The organism is uncultured Capnocytophaga sp. (assembly GCF_938029845.1).
Classification (GTDB): Bacteria; Bacteroidota; Bacteroidia; order Flavobacteriales; family Flavobacteriaceae; genus Capnocytophaga.
The window spans coordinates 1-16,014 of the sequence record NZ_CALHGG010000168.1 but is presented as its reverse complement, the minus strand read 5'-3'; the positions used below and the strand labels follow the sequence as shown (position 1 = coordinate 16,014).

12 protein-coding genes and 1 pseudogene are annotated in these 16,014 nt (G+C 36.5%); 5 read left to right on the top strand and 8 right to left on the bottom strand.

The genetic code is table 11. The annotated features are described in order from the left end of the window. Positions 1-11: 11 nt before the first annotated feature. On the bottom strand, positions 12-4,304 hold the full coding sequence (gene cas9, locus Q0625_RS12760) for a type II CRISPR RNA-guided endonuclease Cas9 (protein ID WP_298828024.1): 4,293 nt from the start codon (positions 4,302-4,304) through the stop codon (positions 12-14). A 215-nt stretch (positions 4,305-4,519) separates the two neighbouring features. On the opposite strand from cas9, the gene Q0625_RS12755 reads away from it, so the two are divergent. The 5 genes from Q0625_RS12755 to aroC all read left to right on the top strand — a co-directional run bounded on the left by Q0625_RS12755 (position 4,520) and on the right by aroC (position 8,743). Further along, complete coding sequence (locus Q0625_RS12755; protein WP_298828022.1) at positions 4,520-5,128, top strand: YigZ family protein; 609 nt, start codon at positions 4,520-4,522, stop codon at positions 5,126-5,128. Between the two features lie 70 nt (positions 5,129-5,198). Then, positions 5,199-6,158 (top strand): hypothetical protein, encoded by a 960-nt coding sequence (locus Q0625_RS12750; RefSeq protein ID WP_298828018.1) that lies wholly within the window; start codon positions 5,199-5,201, stop codon positions 6,156-6,158. A gap of 68 nt (positions 6,159-6,226) precedes the next feature. Next, the gene (locus Q0625_RS12745) at positions 6,227-6,835 is read left to right on the top strand and encodes a hypothetical protein (protein WP_298828015.1); all 609 of its coding nucleotides are present in this window, start codon (positions 6,227-6,229) and stop codon (positions 6,833-6,835) included. Between the two features lie 111 nt (positions 6,836-6,946). Then, positions 6,947-7,555: a DUF6707 family protein gene (locus Q0625_RS12740; protein ID WP_298828012.1), complete on the top strand. Its 609-nt coding sequence runs from the start codon at positions 6,947-6,949 to the stop codon at positions 7,553-7,555. 114 nt (positions 7,556-7,669) lie between these two features. After that, positions 7,670-8,743, top strand: coding sequence for a chorismate synthase (aroC, locus tag Q0625_RS12735; protein ID WP_298828010.1), 1,074 nt, complete (start codon positions 7,670-7,672; stop codon positions 8,741-8,743). Here the strand turns inward: aroC and uvrB are convergent. The 7 genes and pseudogenes from uvrB to Q0625_RS12700 form a co-directional block, all read right to left on the bottom strand. Next, entirely contained in the window at positions 8,725-10,728 is a 2,004-nt protein-coding gene (gene uvrB, locus Q0625_RS12730) for an excinuclease ABC subunit UvrB (RefSeq protein WP_298828008.1), read from the bottom strand. The two genes, aroC and uvrB, sit on opposite strands and share 19 nt — an antisense overlap. After that, positions 10,725-11,798 (bottom strand): GDP-L-fucose synthase, encoded by a 1,074-nt coding sequence (locus Q0625_RS12725; protein WP_298828005.1) that lies wholly within the window; start codon positions 11,796-11,798, stop codon positions 10,725-10,727. The genes uvrB and Q0625_RS12725 overlap by 4 nt, the downstream gene beginning before the upstream one ends. A gap of 94 nt (positions 11,799-11,892) precedes the next feature. Beyond that, positions 11,893-13,053, bottom strand: coding sequence for a metallophosphoesterase (locus tag Q0625_RS12720; RefSeq protein ID WP_298828002.1), 1,161 nt, complete (start codon positions 13,051-13,053; stop codon positions 11,893-11,895). Positions 13,054-13,066: 13 nt separating this feature from the next. Next, positions 13,067-13,621, bottom strand: coding sequence for a hypothetical protein (locus Q0625_RS12715; protein WP_298827999.1), 555 nt, complete (start codon positions 13,619-13,621; stop codon positions 13,067-13,069). Between the two features lie 11 nt (positions 13,622-13,632). Continuing rightward, positions 13,633-14,790: a GDP-mannose 4,6-dehydratase gene (gene gmd, locus Q0625_RS12710; RefSeq protein WP_298827996.1), complete on the bottom strand. Its 1,158-nt coding sequence runs from the start codon at positions 14,788-14,790 to the stop codon at positions 13,633-13,635. A gap of 30 nt (positions 14,791-14,820) precedes the next feature. After that, positions 14,821-15,651, bottom strand: coding sequence for a glycosyltransferase family 2 protein (locus tag Q0625_RS12705; RefSeq protein WP_298827993.1), 831 nt, complete (start codon positions 15,649-15,651; stop codon positions 14,821-14,823). After that, positions 15,648-16,014, bottom strand: a pseudogene (locus Q0625_RS12700) (glycosyltransferase family 2 protein); the annotation flags it as partial. The gene Q0625_RS12705 and the pseudogene Q0625_RS12700, both read right to left, overlap by 4 nt.

Sequence of the window (16,014 nt, the reverse complement as noted above, 5' to 3'; positions counted from 1 at the left end):
ATGTTCAATATTTAGTATTCTCCAATACTTACTATATTTCCTAAATGATTAATACGAACTTTTATAATACCTTTTAAAAGAGATAATCCTCCTCGCTTCCAAGTGATATCTTTCAAAATATTATTAGTCTCCACATTTGTTTCCAAATGATGTCTGAAGAAATAATCCTTAATAGATATTTTTTGTACTCTAAACAAGTTTGGACTTATTAATTTCTTATTTTTTGGGTCTAATAGGTCTATTTCAGAAGGGTTAAATCCAGTTATTTCGTTAGGGAATACAAACATCTCATTCTGTTTCATGGTGAATAAGAATTGCCAACCTTCTTCTTGTTTGTAAGTTTTATCTATGATAGGAAGTCCTTGCTGAGCACGCACAACAGCTTCAAAGAAGGAGACGATTTGTTCTTGCAAATTTCCTTTTTGATCACGATAAATGGCAACATGGTGGTTATTACCTGTACTTACAAAATCTACAGGGATCTCTTGCCCTTCTTTGTCTAAGATAGGTTTTCCTAGGTGATCTTTCTTACTATGTAAGGCTTGAGCATTCTTTACACCACTGATAGTAACTCGCTTGATTGAAATTCCTTTCTCTTTGTTGAGCCAAATAGGATTCTTATCTAAATCAGCAAAGGCTTTTTTAGGGTCATTGTTATAGGTTTTAAGTCTTTCTTTAAGGATACGCTTTATACCTTCATCTACTATTTTTTCAATAGATATCAAATCTTTGAAATTATCAGGAGAAATGTTTTTGCGAATGCTATAGTCTTCTTCTAAATAAGTAAGATTTACTTTCTCAGGTAAAATTTTAGTTTTAGCATCATCCAAATAGATAGGATTCTTAGAAAGAGCATTCTTTCCTGTAAATGCCTTTTTAGGATTATTTTCATTTGCTTCTAATCTTTTTTGTAACGCATATCGATAAATAGGATTAGATACTTTTGAAATAGTTTCTTTATCAAATTTTGAGCCTATCTTTTCTTCTTTATTACTATAATAATGATATTTGCCATATATAGTTTCTTTATGTAGTTGCCCTCGTGGTGTAAGTGTTTCTTGTTTTTTATTTGTACCAACTATCTTATTTATACTTTTGGTAACTACTTTATTCTTTGTTTTATGAGAAATGAGTATTTCTTCTAAATGTTTTTTAGCTATTTGTCTAAAACCTGGTATTGGTTCTATGAAAACCCTTTTTTCATTACCATTTTCATCGTGTATTTTAGTAGTTTCTTTTCTTTCTATACCTAAAATATCAGCATATAGTTTATTGTTTTCATCTTTTCGAGCATTCAGATGATTGAGATATTGTATATAAGAGGGTTTGGTAAAGGCAACAGTAAGCGCATCCATAGCATGATGACGATGGTCATTACGCTTTGTCCACTCTTTTATCACTTCTACTTTTCTACCATCTCTACGCTCTATTATTTCAGTAAGTCCTAAATCCCTGTATTTAGGCATGTTTAGTTCTTTCATGATATCTATTAGCCCCCAATCTTCACGTAACCTATCAGTAATACTTCCTGATGTGCTAACAACACTTCTAGTTATTTGGAAAAGTAGCTCCTTCGCCTTTTTGGCTATATATTGAGTTTCTCTCAAGTCTCTGTTGATAAAGCCGTCGTTAATTTCGGTTGCTTTTTTTAGTAAATTTCTATACTTGGTAGCTGAAATGTTTTTAGTTTTAAAGGCATTTTCTACTCTTGCAATATATTGGTTAAGTTCTTCTTCACCTAAAGAAGAATCTATAAAATCAAAAGCTGTATTTTCTCCTTTTTTGAGATTGAAATCTCTGTAAGCTAATGTCTTATTTGAGAAACTATCATCAAACACTCTTGCTTTAGGAATGATATGTTCAATATCAATATTCTTACTAAACAATAGTTCTTTAGGAATATAGGTATTGGTATATAGATCCTTATAGCCATTATGAGCTAACTCTTGATATAATCGATAACGAGTGATATCATTTTTAGTAGGATTTTTGATGCCAAAATCTGAGATAAGTATACTCTTAACCTTTTCTTGTTCTATGGTAGCATTCTTTATATTTAGGGTCATTTCAGCTCGTTCTTGTGCATTTTTCTTTAGTTCACGGGCTAATTCTATACGAATTTCATCAAAATGGAAGTACTTAATGATGTTTCCTTCAGCATCCTTCTCACTATTTTTTTCTATTAATGCATTTACGACATTAATCATTTGGTTGAGACCTTTTTCTACAACAGGATTTCTTAAACTATTCTTCTTTAGTGGAGAAATTAGGTCTTTTAGTGGCCTATTATTCAGTTCTTCTTTTGTTAAAGAAAGTTTGGAGTGCCTATATCCTGCTAATTCACAAGCAGTACTATATTGGTTCTCCTTTATATAAGGATATATTTTACGAATGGCTTTCGCCGAGAGACTACCATAATCATCTTGAAATGATATGTTTGAAAGAAACACAGCATGTTCTCTTTTGAAACCGAATTTATCTTGTAATAATTTGTAAAGTGTTTCATTACCAGAGGGAGAATTATCACTTTCATAAGAATAGAGTAAATGCCAAAGTTGATAAGAAGCCTGTTTTTCAAAGTCTTTAATAGGTAGAGTAGCATCAAAATATAGTATTGCTGTACTGATACCTAATGTTTCAAAAATATGTTGTATATTTTCTCTTATTTCCTTTGCAGAAAGAGGAGATTCTTCTAAATACCAATCCTCTTTATCTGATTTTATTCTCAAAAAGGTCTTTATATCATACCCCTCTATCTCAATAATCTTCAAATAAGCCTCATAAAGTGATTTTTGAGTTCTATTTCCTTCTAACTGATTGTAATTGATTTCCCATTCTTGAGGAATATAACCTAATAAACGGATTACTTTATCTGCTTTTAGGTTGCCTTTTAGGTTAAGTTCCTCAAAAAGAAGTTGCTTACACTCCATATCTAAGCTAAAGAATGTTTCAGAGGGTGTGCCGAATAATTCAAAAAGCAAAGGAGCAGGTGTAACAGCTTTCTTTTTTCGAGTTCCTTTCTTTTTACAAACAACATTATTGAGGATTTGCCAAATTTTGAATTCTTGAAATAGGGGAGATGATTTGGGAATGACGCGAACTCCAATCTGCTTAGTGACAGTTTTTCCTTCTTTTTCAATAGTAATCTCTTTATTTTCAAATTCACAAAGAGAGATCAATCCCTTTTGTGATTTAAGTCTGCGTTGATAGAAAATTATAGTATCTCGGATCTGTTTTTTCAAATCCTCTGTAAGTTCTTTGTGGAAACGAGCTTGTGTTTCCCAAATACGTTCAAATTCGTCTAAATAGTCTTGTCGGTAAAATACTTGGTTTTTAAGGCTATAATGTTTATTTTCTTTCAGTTTTGCATATAAAAATTGTCCTATTGTTTGCTTATTGAAATAGAGTTCCTTACTTCTATCTGAAATATTCCCTAGATAGTTATTTGCATTGTTCAAATTGTTATTGATTTCGGCTAATACATAGGCAACTTCCTCTTTTGAGAGCTTCTTGGAAAGCGCATCTGCTCTCCAGCGATCTGCTTGCAAGCGAGTTTTTTCCTTAGTACCTCTATTTTCAGCAGTATTAAAATGATAATAGTTATAAAAAATACTTGAGGAATCCTTTTTGTTCTTTCCTTGCAAAGCCTTGTAAAGATCTTCTGTTAAGATATCAGGAAAGAATTCCTTTTGAAAATTCCAAATACGTTCAAATTCCTTTTGTAAGTCTGAATGATAGAAGTCGGGAAGCTGTTTCTTCCCTTCCTTGAACAACTGTAATGCCAATTGACCAGGTGTTAAGTCTTCATCATATAGACGTTTGGCAATATCCATTCCATCTATTATCTGTCCGTCTTCTTTATTTTTAACTTTTCTACTGCTTTTATAACCTCGCTTTTTATTAATAGCAAGGAAAACTCTTGCTAATTCATCTTTTTCGATGCGTTCAACAGCAGCTTTAGCTCTCAATTGCCAAGTAGAGTGGGTGGTGTTTTTCCCATCTTCAGCTAAGATCGTAGAAGAATTAATAAGACCTGCTTGAAGTGATAATTCAATAAGATACCTTCTCCTTAGTTGATAGCGGTCAAGGTTTATTCTTGCTCCATGTTTGAGTGTTCTATCGGCATTAGTACTAATAGTTTTTCCTCTTTCAAAATTAGATAACTCATCTGCACTTAGAGGAATAATACGGACTCCAATATCCTCAATAGTTGATTTTTCTCGGTCTTCATCTTCTATAATATGGGAAAAACCAATAGAAGTGGTACCCAAGTCTAATCCTAAAATATGTTTTCTCTTTTTCATCTTTTATGGTATTTAAATATGCTACAAAATTAATAAAAAAATCCATATTTTAATTTGTTATTTAGAGAAAATATTGTACCTTTGTCCCATATTTGAAAGCAACTCACAATAAGGATTATTCCGTTGTGAAAACATCTAAAGGAGCCCCTATAGTAATATAGGGGTTGTTTTTTATATCTTTGCACTTTATTCTCACTAATCATTCTTCACTTCCCATGACAGACACCTATAAAACCATCACTCAACCCGTTACCGATATTATCTATAAGGATAAAAGCAGTAAGTTTATAGGTTATTTGTACCCTATTACTACCGAAGAGGAAGTAAAAATGCACTTGGAGGCGGTTAAGAAAGAACACTTTTCTGCGCGGCATTGGTGCTATGCCTATCAGTTGGGCAAAGAGCAATTTACCTATAGAGCGAATGACGATGGCGAACCCAGCGGCACGGCAGGGCTGCCTATTTACAGGCAGATACAATCCTTTGAGGTAACTAATGTTCTACTGATTGTAGTGCGCTACTTTGGTGGGATCAAGTTGGGGGTGAGTGGACTTATTACTGCCTACAAAACTACCGCTCAGCTCACCCTACAAGAAGCTGAGATAGAGGAACGCACCATTGACCTTACTTACCAGATTGTCTTTGATTATAAGGATATGAATAAGGTGATGAAAATCATCAAGGATAGAAACCTGACTGTTCTTTCCCAGACCTTAGAACTGAACTGTACGCTCCTTATAGAGGTACGCAAGGCTGAAGCCAGCTATGTAGAACGGCTTTTTGAGCAGCTTTATGAAGTTACTATCATACCGATAGAGGGATAAAGTTAGTAAAGAATTTCCTTTTTTATATAAAGAGAACTTAGTATAATACAAACAAGAGAATTACATAGATATGCTTATAATAAGTAAAATTACAAAAAAGTATAAGTCAATTCCGAGTGATTTTGACATAGAGAATGTTTATTGCTTAGAAACACAGCAAGAGTACTATGAAGAGGGGCATAAAAATTATTATCAACTCATAGATATAGATAAGCCGATTCCTCTTGAGGTGCTGAGCAAAATACATTATTTAAAAGTAAGTTATTCTGAAGGGCGTAGTTTTGAGGCATTACAAAGGGAGTTAGGAAGAATGACCTCCCTGCATACACTATCGCTTCCTGCTATTTATATGGAAAAGGTTCAATTGTTGCCATTTCCAAAGTCTTTGAGAAGTTTGAAGATTATAAATGAAAGTGCGTTTAATGACTTTTTTAAAAGAAATAAAAAGATTTTTCAAAAAGAGAAACTCCTAAAGGATTTGAAGTTAGAAAATCTACTTTTTTTAAGGATACTTCACCTATCAAGTGCCAAATCTATAGAAGAGTATATTCAGCTCTCACCAGAGCAATTTCCTAATTTAGAATTTGTAGAGTTTCACAATGATGATAAAGGTTATTTCTTGAAGCAGTTACAGACATTTTCTACTATAAAGCATTTAAAATTGGGTCCTGTAAAAGTACCTCTTTTTGAATCTTTAGCTCCTTTTAGTAATACTTTAGAAAGCCTAAATCTATGGTGTACAAAAGATTCTTTTACTTTTAAGGGTATTGGCATATTAAAAAGGTTACAAACTATTTGGATCAACTCAACCTATTGTGATACGGATTGTAGTGCCTTCTTGGAGGTTCCTCAGATAAAGGAAATTACGCTAATGTATGGTAAGAATGTAACTAACGCAGAGGCGATTTTAGAGCTCCCGAACTTGGTCAATCTCGAACTTTCAGATTGTAAAACTCCTGATAAAAAGAAGCTGATGACAAGGGAGCTAAAGAAAAAATTTGTAGAAAGAGGGTTTAAAAGTGTTTGGTAGTATAGGAGATTATATTTTAGCAAATACAAAGTAGCTCTTAACTTTTTAATATAAGAATAATAAAGCCAATGATACAGACAGATAAGCCCATAAGCTCCAGCGGATATGGTATAGCTATTATTTCGGCGCAACTATTCCACGAACAATGCAAGGAGCATAAGATTCGTTCTAAAAAAATGCTCTCTTATTTCGATAAGAACCCTCCTCTCTTTTATGAATTTGCAGCAAAAGGGGCTTTTATTCCTATCTCTCATATTCATTCGTACTATTACCAAGTTTTCTTTACAATAGGTGATAATAGGCAAACTCTTGAGGAATGGGATTTTATTCCTACTAAAGAGACATTTTGTTTGGAAATAAAGGATGGGGCGCTTTGGGTAGTTAGCTTTGAGCAATTGGAAGCGTGGAATTACAAGGACTTGGAGGGATGTACTGCCATAGAAACCTATTATTATCTCACCTATGAGGGAGAAAAACAGATAGCTTATAAGGCAGCTAAGTATCCTATTGCTAATGGGAAATACAAAGTAAATATAATAGGTCTGAGGAAAAAAGAAGTAGAAAAGGAAGAAAAATTCCGAGAGGGATACGCTTTTCTTTTGCAATTGGAAAAAGTAGCAACCCTCCCTAACACAGATGATGCCTCTCAGTTAGATTTTTCTGAATTGTTTGCATAATTGTAACTGTAAATGTGGTGTGTACAATGTGTAATCATACTTTTGCATACTTAAAGCCCTATTTTGAAAATAAAAAATAAGCTTACTAATAAGAAATTAAATGATAAAAGAATGGACACACAACTAGAAGATATTTTAAATAGGATATTACAATCTTATCCTCAGGACGTATTTACAAAAAATATTGAATTTATAAGAAAGACGAATGCTAATTTAGAGAATGTAGATACCATACAGAGTATAAAAACATTGGCAATATTATTAGAAGTATTGGGAAATGCAGAATTAGCTTTACAAACCTCTAGTATAATTGATAAAATAGAGTTTACAGGGGATATGCTTATCTGGGAAAAAGTGAGAGATGTTCTGATATTGGAATACTTCATATATCAAGAGAGGAAAGAATTTCAAAAAGCTAAAGCCCTTATGGACAAAATGACTCTAGTATTTGAAAGAGGAGATGAAGCTCAACAACGTAAATCTAAGAGAATATTGGATAGGGTGCTAAATGGATCTCTATTACATACGGAAGAAATAGAAAATGCAATAAAACGCAATGATATTAAGGCAGAGATTCATCATCATTACCTCCAATATAATATACTTAAATATATGAAAATTAGAGGCGGCTCAGAAGCTTATCCTATTGAAAAGTTGGATCCTATGATTGAGGAAGAAAAGCAATTTATTGCAAAGCATATTGATAAGGCTCTTTTTTAACTGAACCTTATTTTGTAAAGAAAATAGTGTTTTTCTATTGACTATTTTGTAGGAAAGACGTATCTTTGTACATTGCCTACATGGACAAAAAACTATCTGAATAAAAACAGTATTATGGCAGGAAATACATTTGGGCATCTTTTTAGGCTCACTACTTTTGGTGAATCGCACGGAGAGGCTATAGGTGGCGTGATTGATGGTTGCCCTGCGGGAATCGCATTGGACTTCGAAGAAATACAAAGAGAGCTTGATAGGCGTCGGCCTGGGCAATCGGCTATCGTAACCCAACGAAAGGAAGCTGATAAGGTGCAGTTTCTTTCGGGTATCTTTGAGGGAAAAACCACAGGAGTACCTATTGGGTTTATCATAGCGAATACCCAACAACATTCTCAGGACTATGACCACTTGAGGGAGCTATATCGTCCCTCTCATGCGGATTATGTATATGAGCAGAAATATGGCTTGCGCGACCATCGTGGGGGCGGACGTAGTTCTGCACGGGAAACAGCCGTTCGCGTAGTAGCGGGAGCCATTGCCAAGCAGTTTCTGAAAGGCATAAAAATTACGGCCTATGTATCAGCCGTAGGAGAGTTATCATTACCTGAAGAGGATTATAGTCAGCTTGATTTTTCCCAAATAGAAAAGAATCCTGTGCGCTGTCCAGATCCCGTATTAGCAGCGCAAATGGAAGCCTATATAAAAGAGGTACGCAAGGACGGAGATACCGTAGGAGGGATTGTTTCTTGTGTCATACAAGGTGTACCTGTGGGACTGGGCGAACCCGTTTTCGATCGCCTGCACGCTGAGTTAGGAAAAGCAATGCTCTCTATTAATGCCGTAAAGGGATTTGAGTACGGAGGGGGATTCGCCTCTACTAGAAAAAGAGGTAGCCAAAATAATGATATATTCCTACCTGATGGCACGACTCGTACCAACTACTCAGGGGGCATACAAGGGGGCATTTCCAATGGAATGGATATTTATTTCCGTGTAGCCTTCAAGCCAGTGGCAACCCTTATGCAGGAGCAAGAGACGATCAATAGGGCAGGGGAGGTGGTGCAGTTCCAAGGAAAAGGCAGACACGACCCCTGTGTAGTACCTCGTGCGGTACCCATCGTAGAGGCGATGTCTGCCTTGGTGCTTGCTGATTATTTGCTGATACACAATGCCTATAAGGAGCTTTCTTGAAGCTTTTCCTGAAGCTCCTTGAGTAGGTCTCGATAGTGTGCTGCTTGAATGAAGTCCAATTCTTTGGAAGCGGCTTCCATCAGTTTGCGAGTTTGTTGTATTTCTTTCTCGAGTTCTCCTCTGCTCATAGGTTTGGTAGGGGAGTGTTCTTTCTTTTTCGGGGTATTCTCGTAATGAAATTCCGTAATAGGGCTTTTGCTGAGTGGATTCTCTATCTTTTTATGGAGAGGCTGAGGAGTGATGCCGTAGGTGAGGTTATAGTTCATCTGCTTTTCCCTTCGGTAGGCAGTTTCGTCAATGGTTACGCGCATACTGTCGGTGATTTTGTCAGCATACATAATCGCACGTCCGTCTATATTACGGGCAGCGCGTCCTACCGTTTGTGTCATAGAACGAGCCGAGCGCAAAAAGCCCTCCTTATCAGCATCCAAGATAGCTACCAAGGATACTTCTGGGAGGTCTAATCCTTCCCTGAGTAGGTTCACTCCTATAAGTACATCAAAAAGCCCTTTTCTAAGGTCTTGCATAATCTCAATACGCTCCAGCGTATCCACGTCACTATGCACATAGCGGCAACGTACCTCCATCTTTGTTAGGTACTTGGTTAGCTCCTCCGCCATACGCTTGGTAAGGGTGGTTACCAGTACACGTTGGTCTTCTTCTACACACTTTTGTATCTCTTCCAAGAGGTCATCTATTTGGTTTTTGCTAGGGCGTACCTCTATCTTAGGGTCGAGCAAACCAGTAGGGCGAATGACCTGTTCCACATATACGCCTCCGCACTTCTGCAATTCGTAGTCTGCGGGGGTAGCACTCACATAGATCACCTGATTTTGTAGTGCTTCGAACTCTTCAAACTTAAGCGGACGGTTGTCCATCGCTGCAGGAAGTCGGAAACCATACTCTACCAAGTTCTCTTTTCTGCTCCTGTCGCCCCCATACATAGCGCGTACTTGGGGAACGGTAGCGTGGCTCTCATCTATCACCATAAGAAAGTCCTTAGGGAAATAATCTATCAGGCAGAAGGGGCGACTTCCAGCGGGTCGCCTGTCCAAGTAGCGCGAATAGTTTTCTATCCCAGAGCAGTAGCCGAGCTCACGTATCATCTCTAAGTCAAAATTAGTACGTTCTTCCAAACGCTTTGCTTCCAAGGTTTTCCCTACCGATTGAAAGAACTCTATTTGCTTGACCAAGTCATCTTGGATATCACGAATAGCGGCCTGCAACACATCAGGAGAGGTGACGAACATATTGGCTGGGTAAATATTGAGCTTCTCCAAGCGTTCTATGGTCTTATTCGTCTCACGATCAAAGGATTCTATTAGTTCGATTTCATTCCCGAAGAAATGTACCCGAATAGGTGTTTCGCTATATCCAGGGAAGACATCGATAACATCCCCCTTTACTCTGAAATTCCCATGAAGGAAGTCAGCCGTAGTGCGTGCGTATAGGCTTTGTACGAGTTGATGCATAAACTTGGTACGGGTGAGCGTTTGCCCCTCTTCTATAGAAATGACATTCTTCTGAAACTCCAAGGGGTTTCCGATACCATACAGGCAGGACACAGAAGCCACCACGAGCACATCACGGCGGCCAGAGAGTAGGGCAGAGGTAGTACTGAGACGCATTCGCTCAATATCCTCATTGATAGACAAATCCTTCTCTATATACACCCCAGTAACAGGGATATACGCTTCAGGCTGGTAGTAGTCATAATAGGATACGAAGTACTCCACAGCATTGTTCGGGAAGAAAGCCTTAAACTCACTATAAAGCTGAGCGGCAAGCGTTTTGTTATGCGCCAAGACCAAGGTAGGTACCTGTACCTGCTCCACCACATTGGCAATGGTAAAGGTCTTCCCAGAGCCGGTAACCCCTAAGAGTGTTTGGTATTTCTCTTGATCATTGATACCATTGACCAAAGAGGCAATAGCAGTAGGCTGGTCGCCCATAGGTTTAAAATCGGATACTAATTGGAATTTCATTTGAGGTAATGTTCGTACATCATCTTAACGCCCTTTTCTAAGGAAACGGTATGTTTCCAACCCAAATTGTGTAGCTTGGTAGGGTCGGTGAGCTTTTTCATGGTGCCATCGGGTTTGGAGCTGTCGAATTCTATTGTTCCATTGTAACCAATAGTTTCACGAATCAGTTCGGAAAGGGCTTTGATACTTAGATCAATGCCTGTTCCTATATTAATATGAGTGTTACGTACTTCCTTGTTATCAGCAATATAGGTATCCTTAAAGTTGATACGTTCCATAATAAATACACAAGCATCGGCCATGTCCTCACTCCATAGGAATTCCCTAAGTGGCGTACCAGTACCCCAGAGTACTACTTTATCTTTTGATACTCCATATTTGGCAAGTATATTGATAATATCCTCCTGTTTGTTCTCTCCTGTGATATATCCCTCGATAGGACGTTTGTTGAGGTCTTCTTTAATACTCAGCCAATCATCTTCGAGGAGTGCCTTGGCTAAATGTATCTTTCGAATCATAGCAGGAAGTACGTGAGAGCGCTCTAAATCAAAATTATCATTAGGTCCATAGAGATTGGTAGGCATTACTGAGATAAAATTAGTACCATACTGTAAGTTATAGCTCTCACACATCTTGATACCTGCAATCTTTGCAATGGCATAAGGCTCATTTGTATATTCTAGAGGTGAGGTAAGTAGGCAATCTTCAGGCATAGGCTGAGGAGCTTCCTTTGGGTAGATGCAAGTACTACCCAAGAAAAGGAGCTTCTTTACTCCATTTTCATAGGCGGCATGGATCACATTATTCTGAATCATGAGATTCTCATAAATGAAATCTGCGCGGTAGGTATTATTGGCCATGATACCCCCCACTTTAGCAGCTGCTAGGAATACATATTCGGGTTTTTCTTTTTTAAAGAAAGCTTTAACAGCTTCGGTATTGCGCAAGTCCAATTCAGTATGAGTACATCCAATAAGGTTGGTATAGCCCTTGCTTTTAAGGTTTTTCCATATAGCTGACCCTACTAAGCCTCGGTGTCCAGCTACATAAATTTTTGCATTTTTGTTCATAGTAATGTAATATTATTGAAAAAATCAACTTAGAATAACCAAAATAGTATTCCAAATTGATCTTTATAGTTCAGAGTAATAGATTATTAAACAATTAATCATCAACTTCTTTGGCTTGATCCTTGATAGCTGACTTCTGTCCATGAATATCTATCATATATTCCTGTCCATTTTCTATAAGCAGCCACTGGGTAATTCCTTTGGCATGGAGTACATCAAGGTCAATAACTTGCCTATCCATAAGATAAGTGACGGATTCATGAACTGTATGTCCGATAACAAATTTCTTAGCCTTCATATTTTGGGCAATAGCTGCAAATTCTGCTTTATCAGTGGTTTCCTTTCCGTAACCACGATACCACATGGGACTTTTACCAAACATATAGATTGTTTTTCCTACGGGATCAGCTCCCAATGCCGCCTCTCTGTTATGGAAATAGTACCCTCTAGCATACATATTGATACCCTCAACCCCCATATTCAGATCACTCACCTCTTTGGAAATACCTGCATGAACAAAGATATAGTCTCCTATTTTCTCTAAAATATTTTTAGTAGCTAACCATCGCCCCAATTCGGTATTAGGTTTGTAGAAATCAAAATATTCTTGTCCGATAAGTTTTGCATTCTCAAGGTACTTCTTACGAACATATCGGAAGTCATTATTCATATTCATAAGATCATGGTTTCCAAGGATAAAATGCACCTTTCCTCCTGCTTTCTTAGCTTGTTCTTCTAAGGAATAAATGAGCCAAAGCGTTTGGGTTACTTGCAAACCACGGTCAAAGAAATCACCAACAGTAACCAAATGACCTTTACCGAAAGTCCATTTGTAGTGTTTGTCCATTACCTTATTGGCAATCAGAAAGTCTTTAAATTCCTTAAAGCATCCTTCTATATCTGAAATAGCAATAAGTTTCTCAGGCATTGCATATACAGAAGGCTGGTTTTGTAATAGTTCCTGAACCTTGAAAGTAAAAGACTCTTTGTCATTCACATAACATTTAAGTTTTTTGCCAGCAATGGGGTATGCTAGTTCTTCACTTATATTTGTAGGTTGCCCATTCTTCTCAATAACTTGCTTTATGATAGCTTTTTCTTTTTCATAAAAGATATAAGGTCCATCACAACCAGCTTTAGAGGTGTCAGCTTGTAGTCTTTTATCAGAAAAATGCCCTTTTGTTTGTGCATTTACTGAAAAAGAACCACAAAGTGCAAGCCAACCTAAACAAATGATGTGAGTAAATGTTTTCATCAATGATAAGTTATTATATTTCATTGTCTGGATTTGCATATTTTTCTTGAATTTCCTCCCAGCTGATAGGTTCTAAGGTGTTGAGGTCTGTCTTATAGAAAGCGTTGAGTTTTGAAAAATAGGCATCAATAGTAATATTAAGCTGTTCTGTAACATTTTTCCAACGTGCTATAAACCAGTTGGTAAAGATAGCCTGCTTTTCCTGTCTGTATTCGATAAGTAGATCCTCAATCTCGTTTTCCTCCAACTCTGTTTCGTACAGAAGGTCTTCTAGGTCTTCCTCCTCTACAACAAACTTATCTGAGGGGAAGTGCTTTTCATCCCTTTCTGTAGGAAGCTGGAGTATCTCAGAGATAATTTCATCCTTTTCCCCTAGTGCCCAAAAGGAAGTTATCAGATCCTCATGGTCATACTCAAAACAAAAGGCAACAACATCCTCCACCCCCTTATTATTAAGATAAGGGATAGAGATATTCATAAGCAATTTTGTCAAATCCCTCTCCATATAGGGGGAGTATTTTTCCAAATCACTTATAAAAATTTGCTTGAGCTTTTGTGTGAGTTCCATGTAGTTATTATTTATTCGAAATAATTCATAATTGTAAAACCTCCTTCTTTGAGATAAGCATCTCGTTTGAAGAGCTTAATATCGGAACGCATCATATCTTCTACTAATGCTTTGAGATCATACTCAGGCTTCCAACCTAAAACTGTTTGTGATTTAGTAGGATTACCTATAAGCAAATCCACTTCAGTAGGGCGGAAATACTGAGGATCCACCAATACTACAGCTTCGTTTTTGGCTATTTTTTCTTCTATATGAGGAAGGTATTTTTCACCTACTTTTTCAGAGAATGTTGCTTTGTCTACCGCGGTGATGTATCCTTTTTCCTCAGTGCCCTCTCCTTTGAACTCTATGGTAAGGCCTATTTCCTTTCCTGCCAAAGCAATAAAATCGCGGATAGCGGTAGTGATACCTGTAGCAATTACATAGTCTGAAGGAGTGTCTTGTTGTAAGATAAGGTACATGGCCTTGATGTAATCCTTGGCATGCCCCCAGTCACGCTGAGAGCTTAAATTTCCCATATAGAAACGTTCCTGCATCCCCAAGGCCACACGGCTTAGGGCGCGGGTTACCTTACGTGTTACGAAAGTTTCCCCACGGATAGGCGATTCGTGGTTGAATAGGATACCATTAGAAGCGTGCATTTTATAAGCCTCGCGATAATTTACCGTAATCCAATAAGCATAAAGTTTAGCTACTGCATAGGGTGAACGAGGATAGAAAGGAGTTTTTTCACTCTGAGGTACTTCTTGAACCAATCCATATAACTCGGAGGTTGAAGCCTGATAGATACGTGTTTTCTCAGTGAGCCCTAGTAAGCGTACTGCTTCTAATATACGCAAGGTACCCAAACCATCGGCATTACCTACATACTCAGGGGTCTGGAAGCTCACATGAACGTGGCTCATAGCGGCTAAGTTGTAAATTTCATCAGGTTGTACCTCTTGGATAAGGCGCGTAATATTCATACTATCGGTAAGGTCGCCATAGTGCAAGATAAGATTGCGGTTTTCCAAATGCGGATCTTGATACAGATGGTCAATGCGATCTGTGTTAAATAGGGATGAACGGCGCTTCATACCATGTACTTCATAACCTTTTTTTAGTAGGTATTCAGCGAGATAGGCACCATCCTGTCCTGTAATTCCTGTAATGAGTGCTTTTTTTGCCATTAGTGATTTGTTTGTGCAAAGGTACGAAATTTATTTTAGTTTTTCTAGTTCTCTTAAAACATTTCTATTAATGTTAGTTCTCTCTTTATCAAAAAACCAACCATATTTATTAAAATAATAAATAGCAGATTGTATATGGACTTTTAAGAGTTTTTTATTTTTATAGGATTCTTTCTGATGTTCATGGATAACAGTAGCATCAGGATAATAGATTGTTTTATATTTTGAAAAAATCCTTCTGTTTAAATCAATATCTTCTAAATACATAAAAATATTTTCATCAAAGAGCCCTACTTTTTTAAGTGCTTCAGTACGTAAAAACATAAAACAGCCAGAAAGATTAGGAATATTCATTATTTTATCATACCCGAAAGAGTGTAGTTCATACTTTCTGTTTATAGCATCTTTCCATTTTTTAATAGGGATAAAACGTCTAAATATAAGATCAATAGGAGAGGGAAGAAGTTTACACAAATATTGTAGCTCCCCATCAGGATAAATAATCTTAGGCATTATATTTCCTACTTCTGGATGTAGTTCCATATAATTAGCAAGCTTTTCTAATACATCTTTCTCAATAATAATATCAGGATTTAAAATAATATGATAAGGTAAATTCTGCTCTATACTTTTTTTTATAGCAATATTATGAGCCTTGCCATATCCCATATTTTCATTATTAAAAATGTAATAGATATTATTATTAGGATACACTTTTACTATTTCTTTAAGCCTATCAGTAGGAGAATTATCTATTAAGAAAAGTTGTTTTTCTCCTTTGTAAGAAAAATAGCTATTTATAACCCTTTTAAGGTCTTCTGTTTTTGTGTTATATAGAACTATGGATGCTGAAAGTTTCATTTTTTGAAAAATAATAATGAAATAATGATATTAAATCTCCATTTGATAATATTTATAATATTTGAGCTTTTTTCTTTAGTGACATTTTGAGAATGCCTTCTGTAGTATATTAAAGGCTCGTTTATATATTTAACTTTTCCTTTTATAATATGTCGTAACCCTATAAACCAATCATGCATAGGTAAGTTTTTAGGAAAAGGAAGTATAGGAATTTTATTATTAACAAAAGCCATTGTACAGCCTATGAAATTATTCTTTACAATATTCTTTATAAGTCCAAAACTTGGCTTTTTTTTGAAAAATAGCTGTCCTTTTTCTTTTCCCTCTTCATCAATTATAGATGCATTAGTAACTATACAAGTG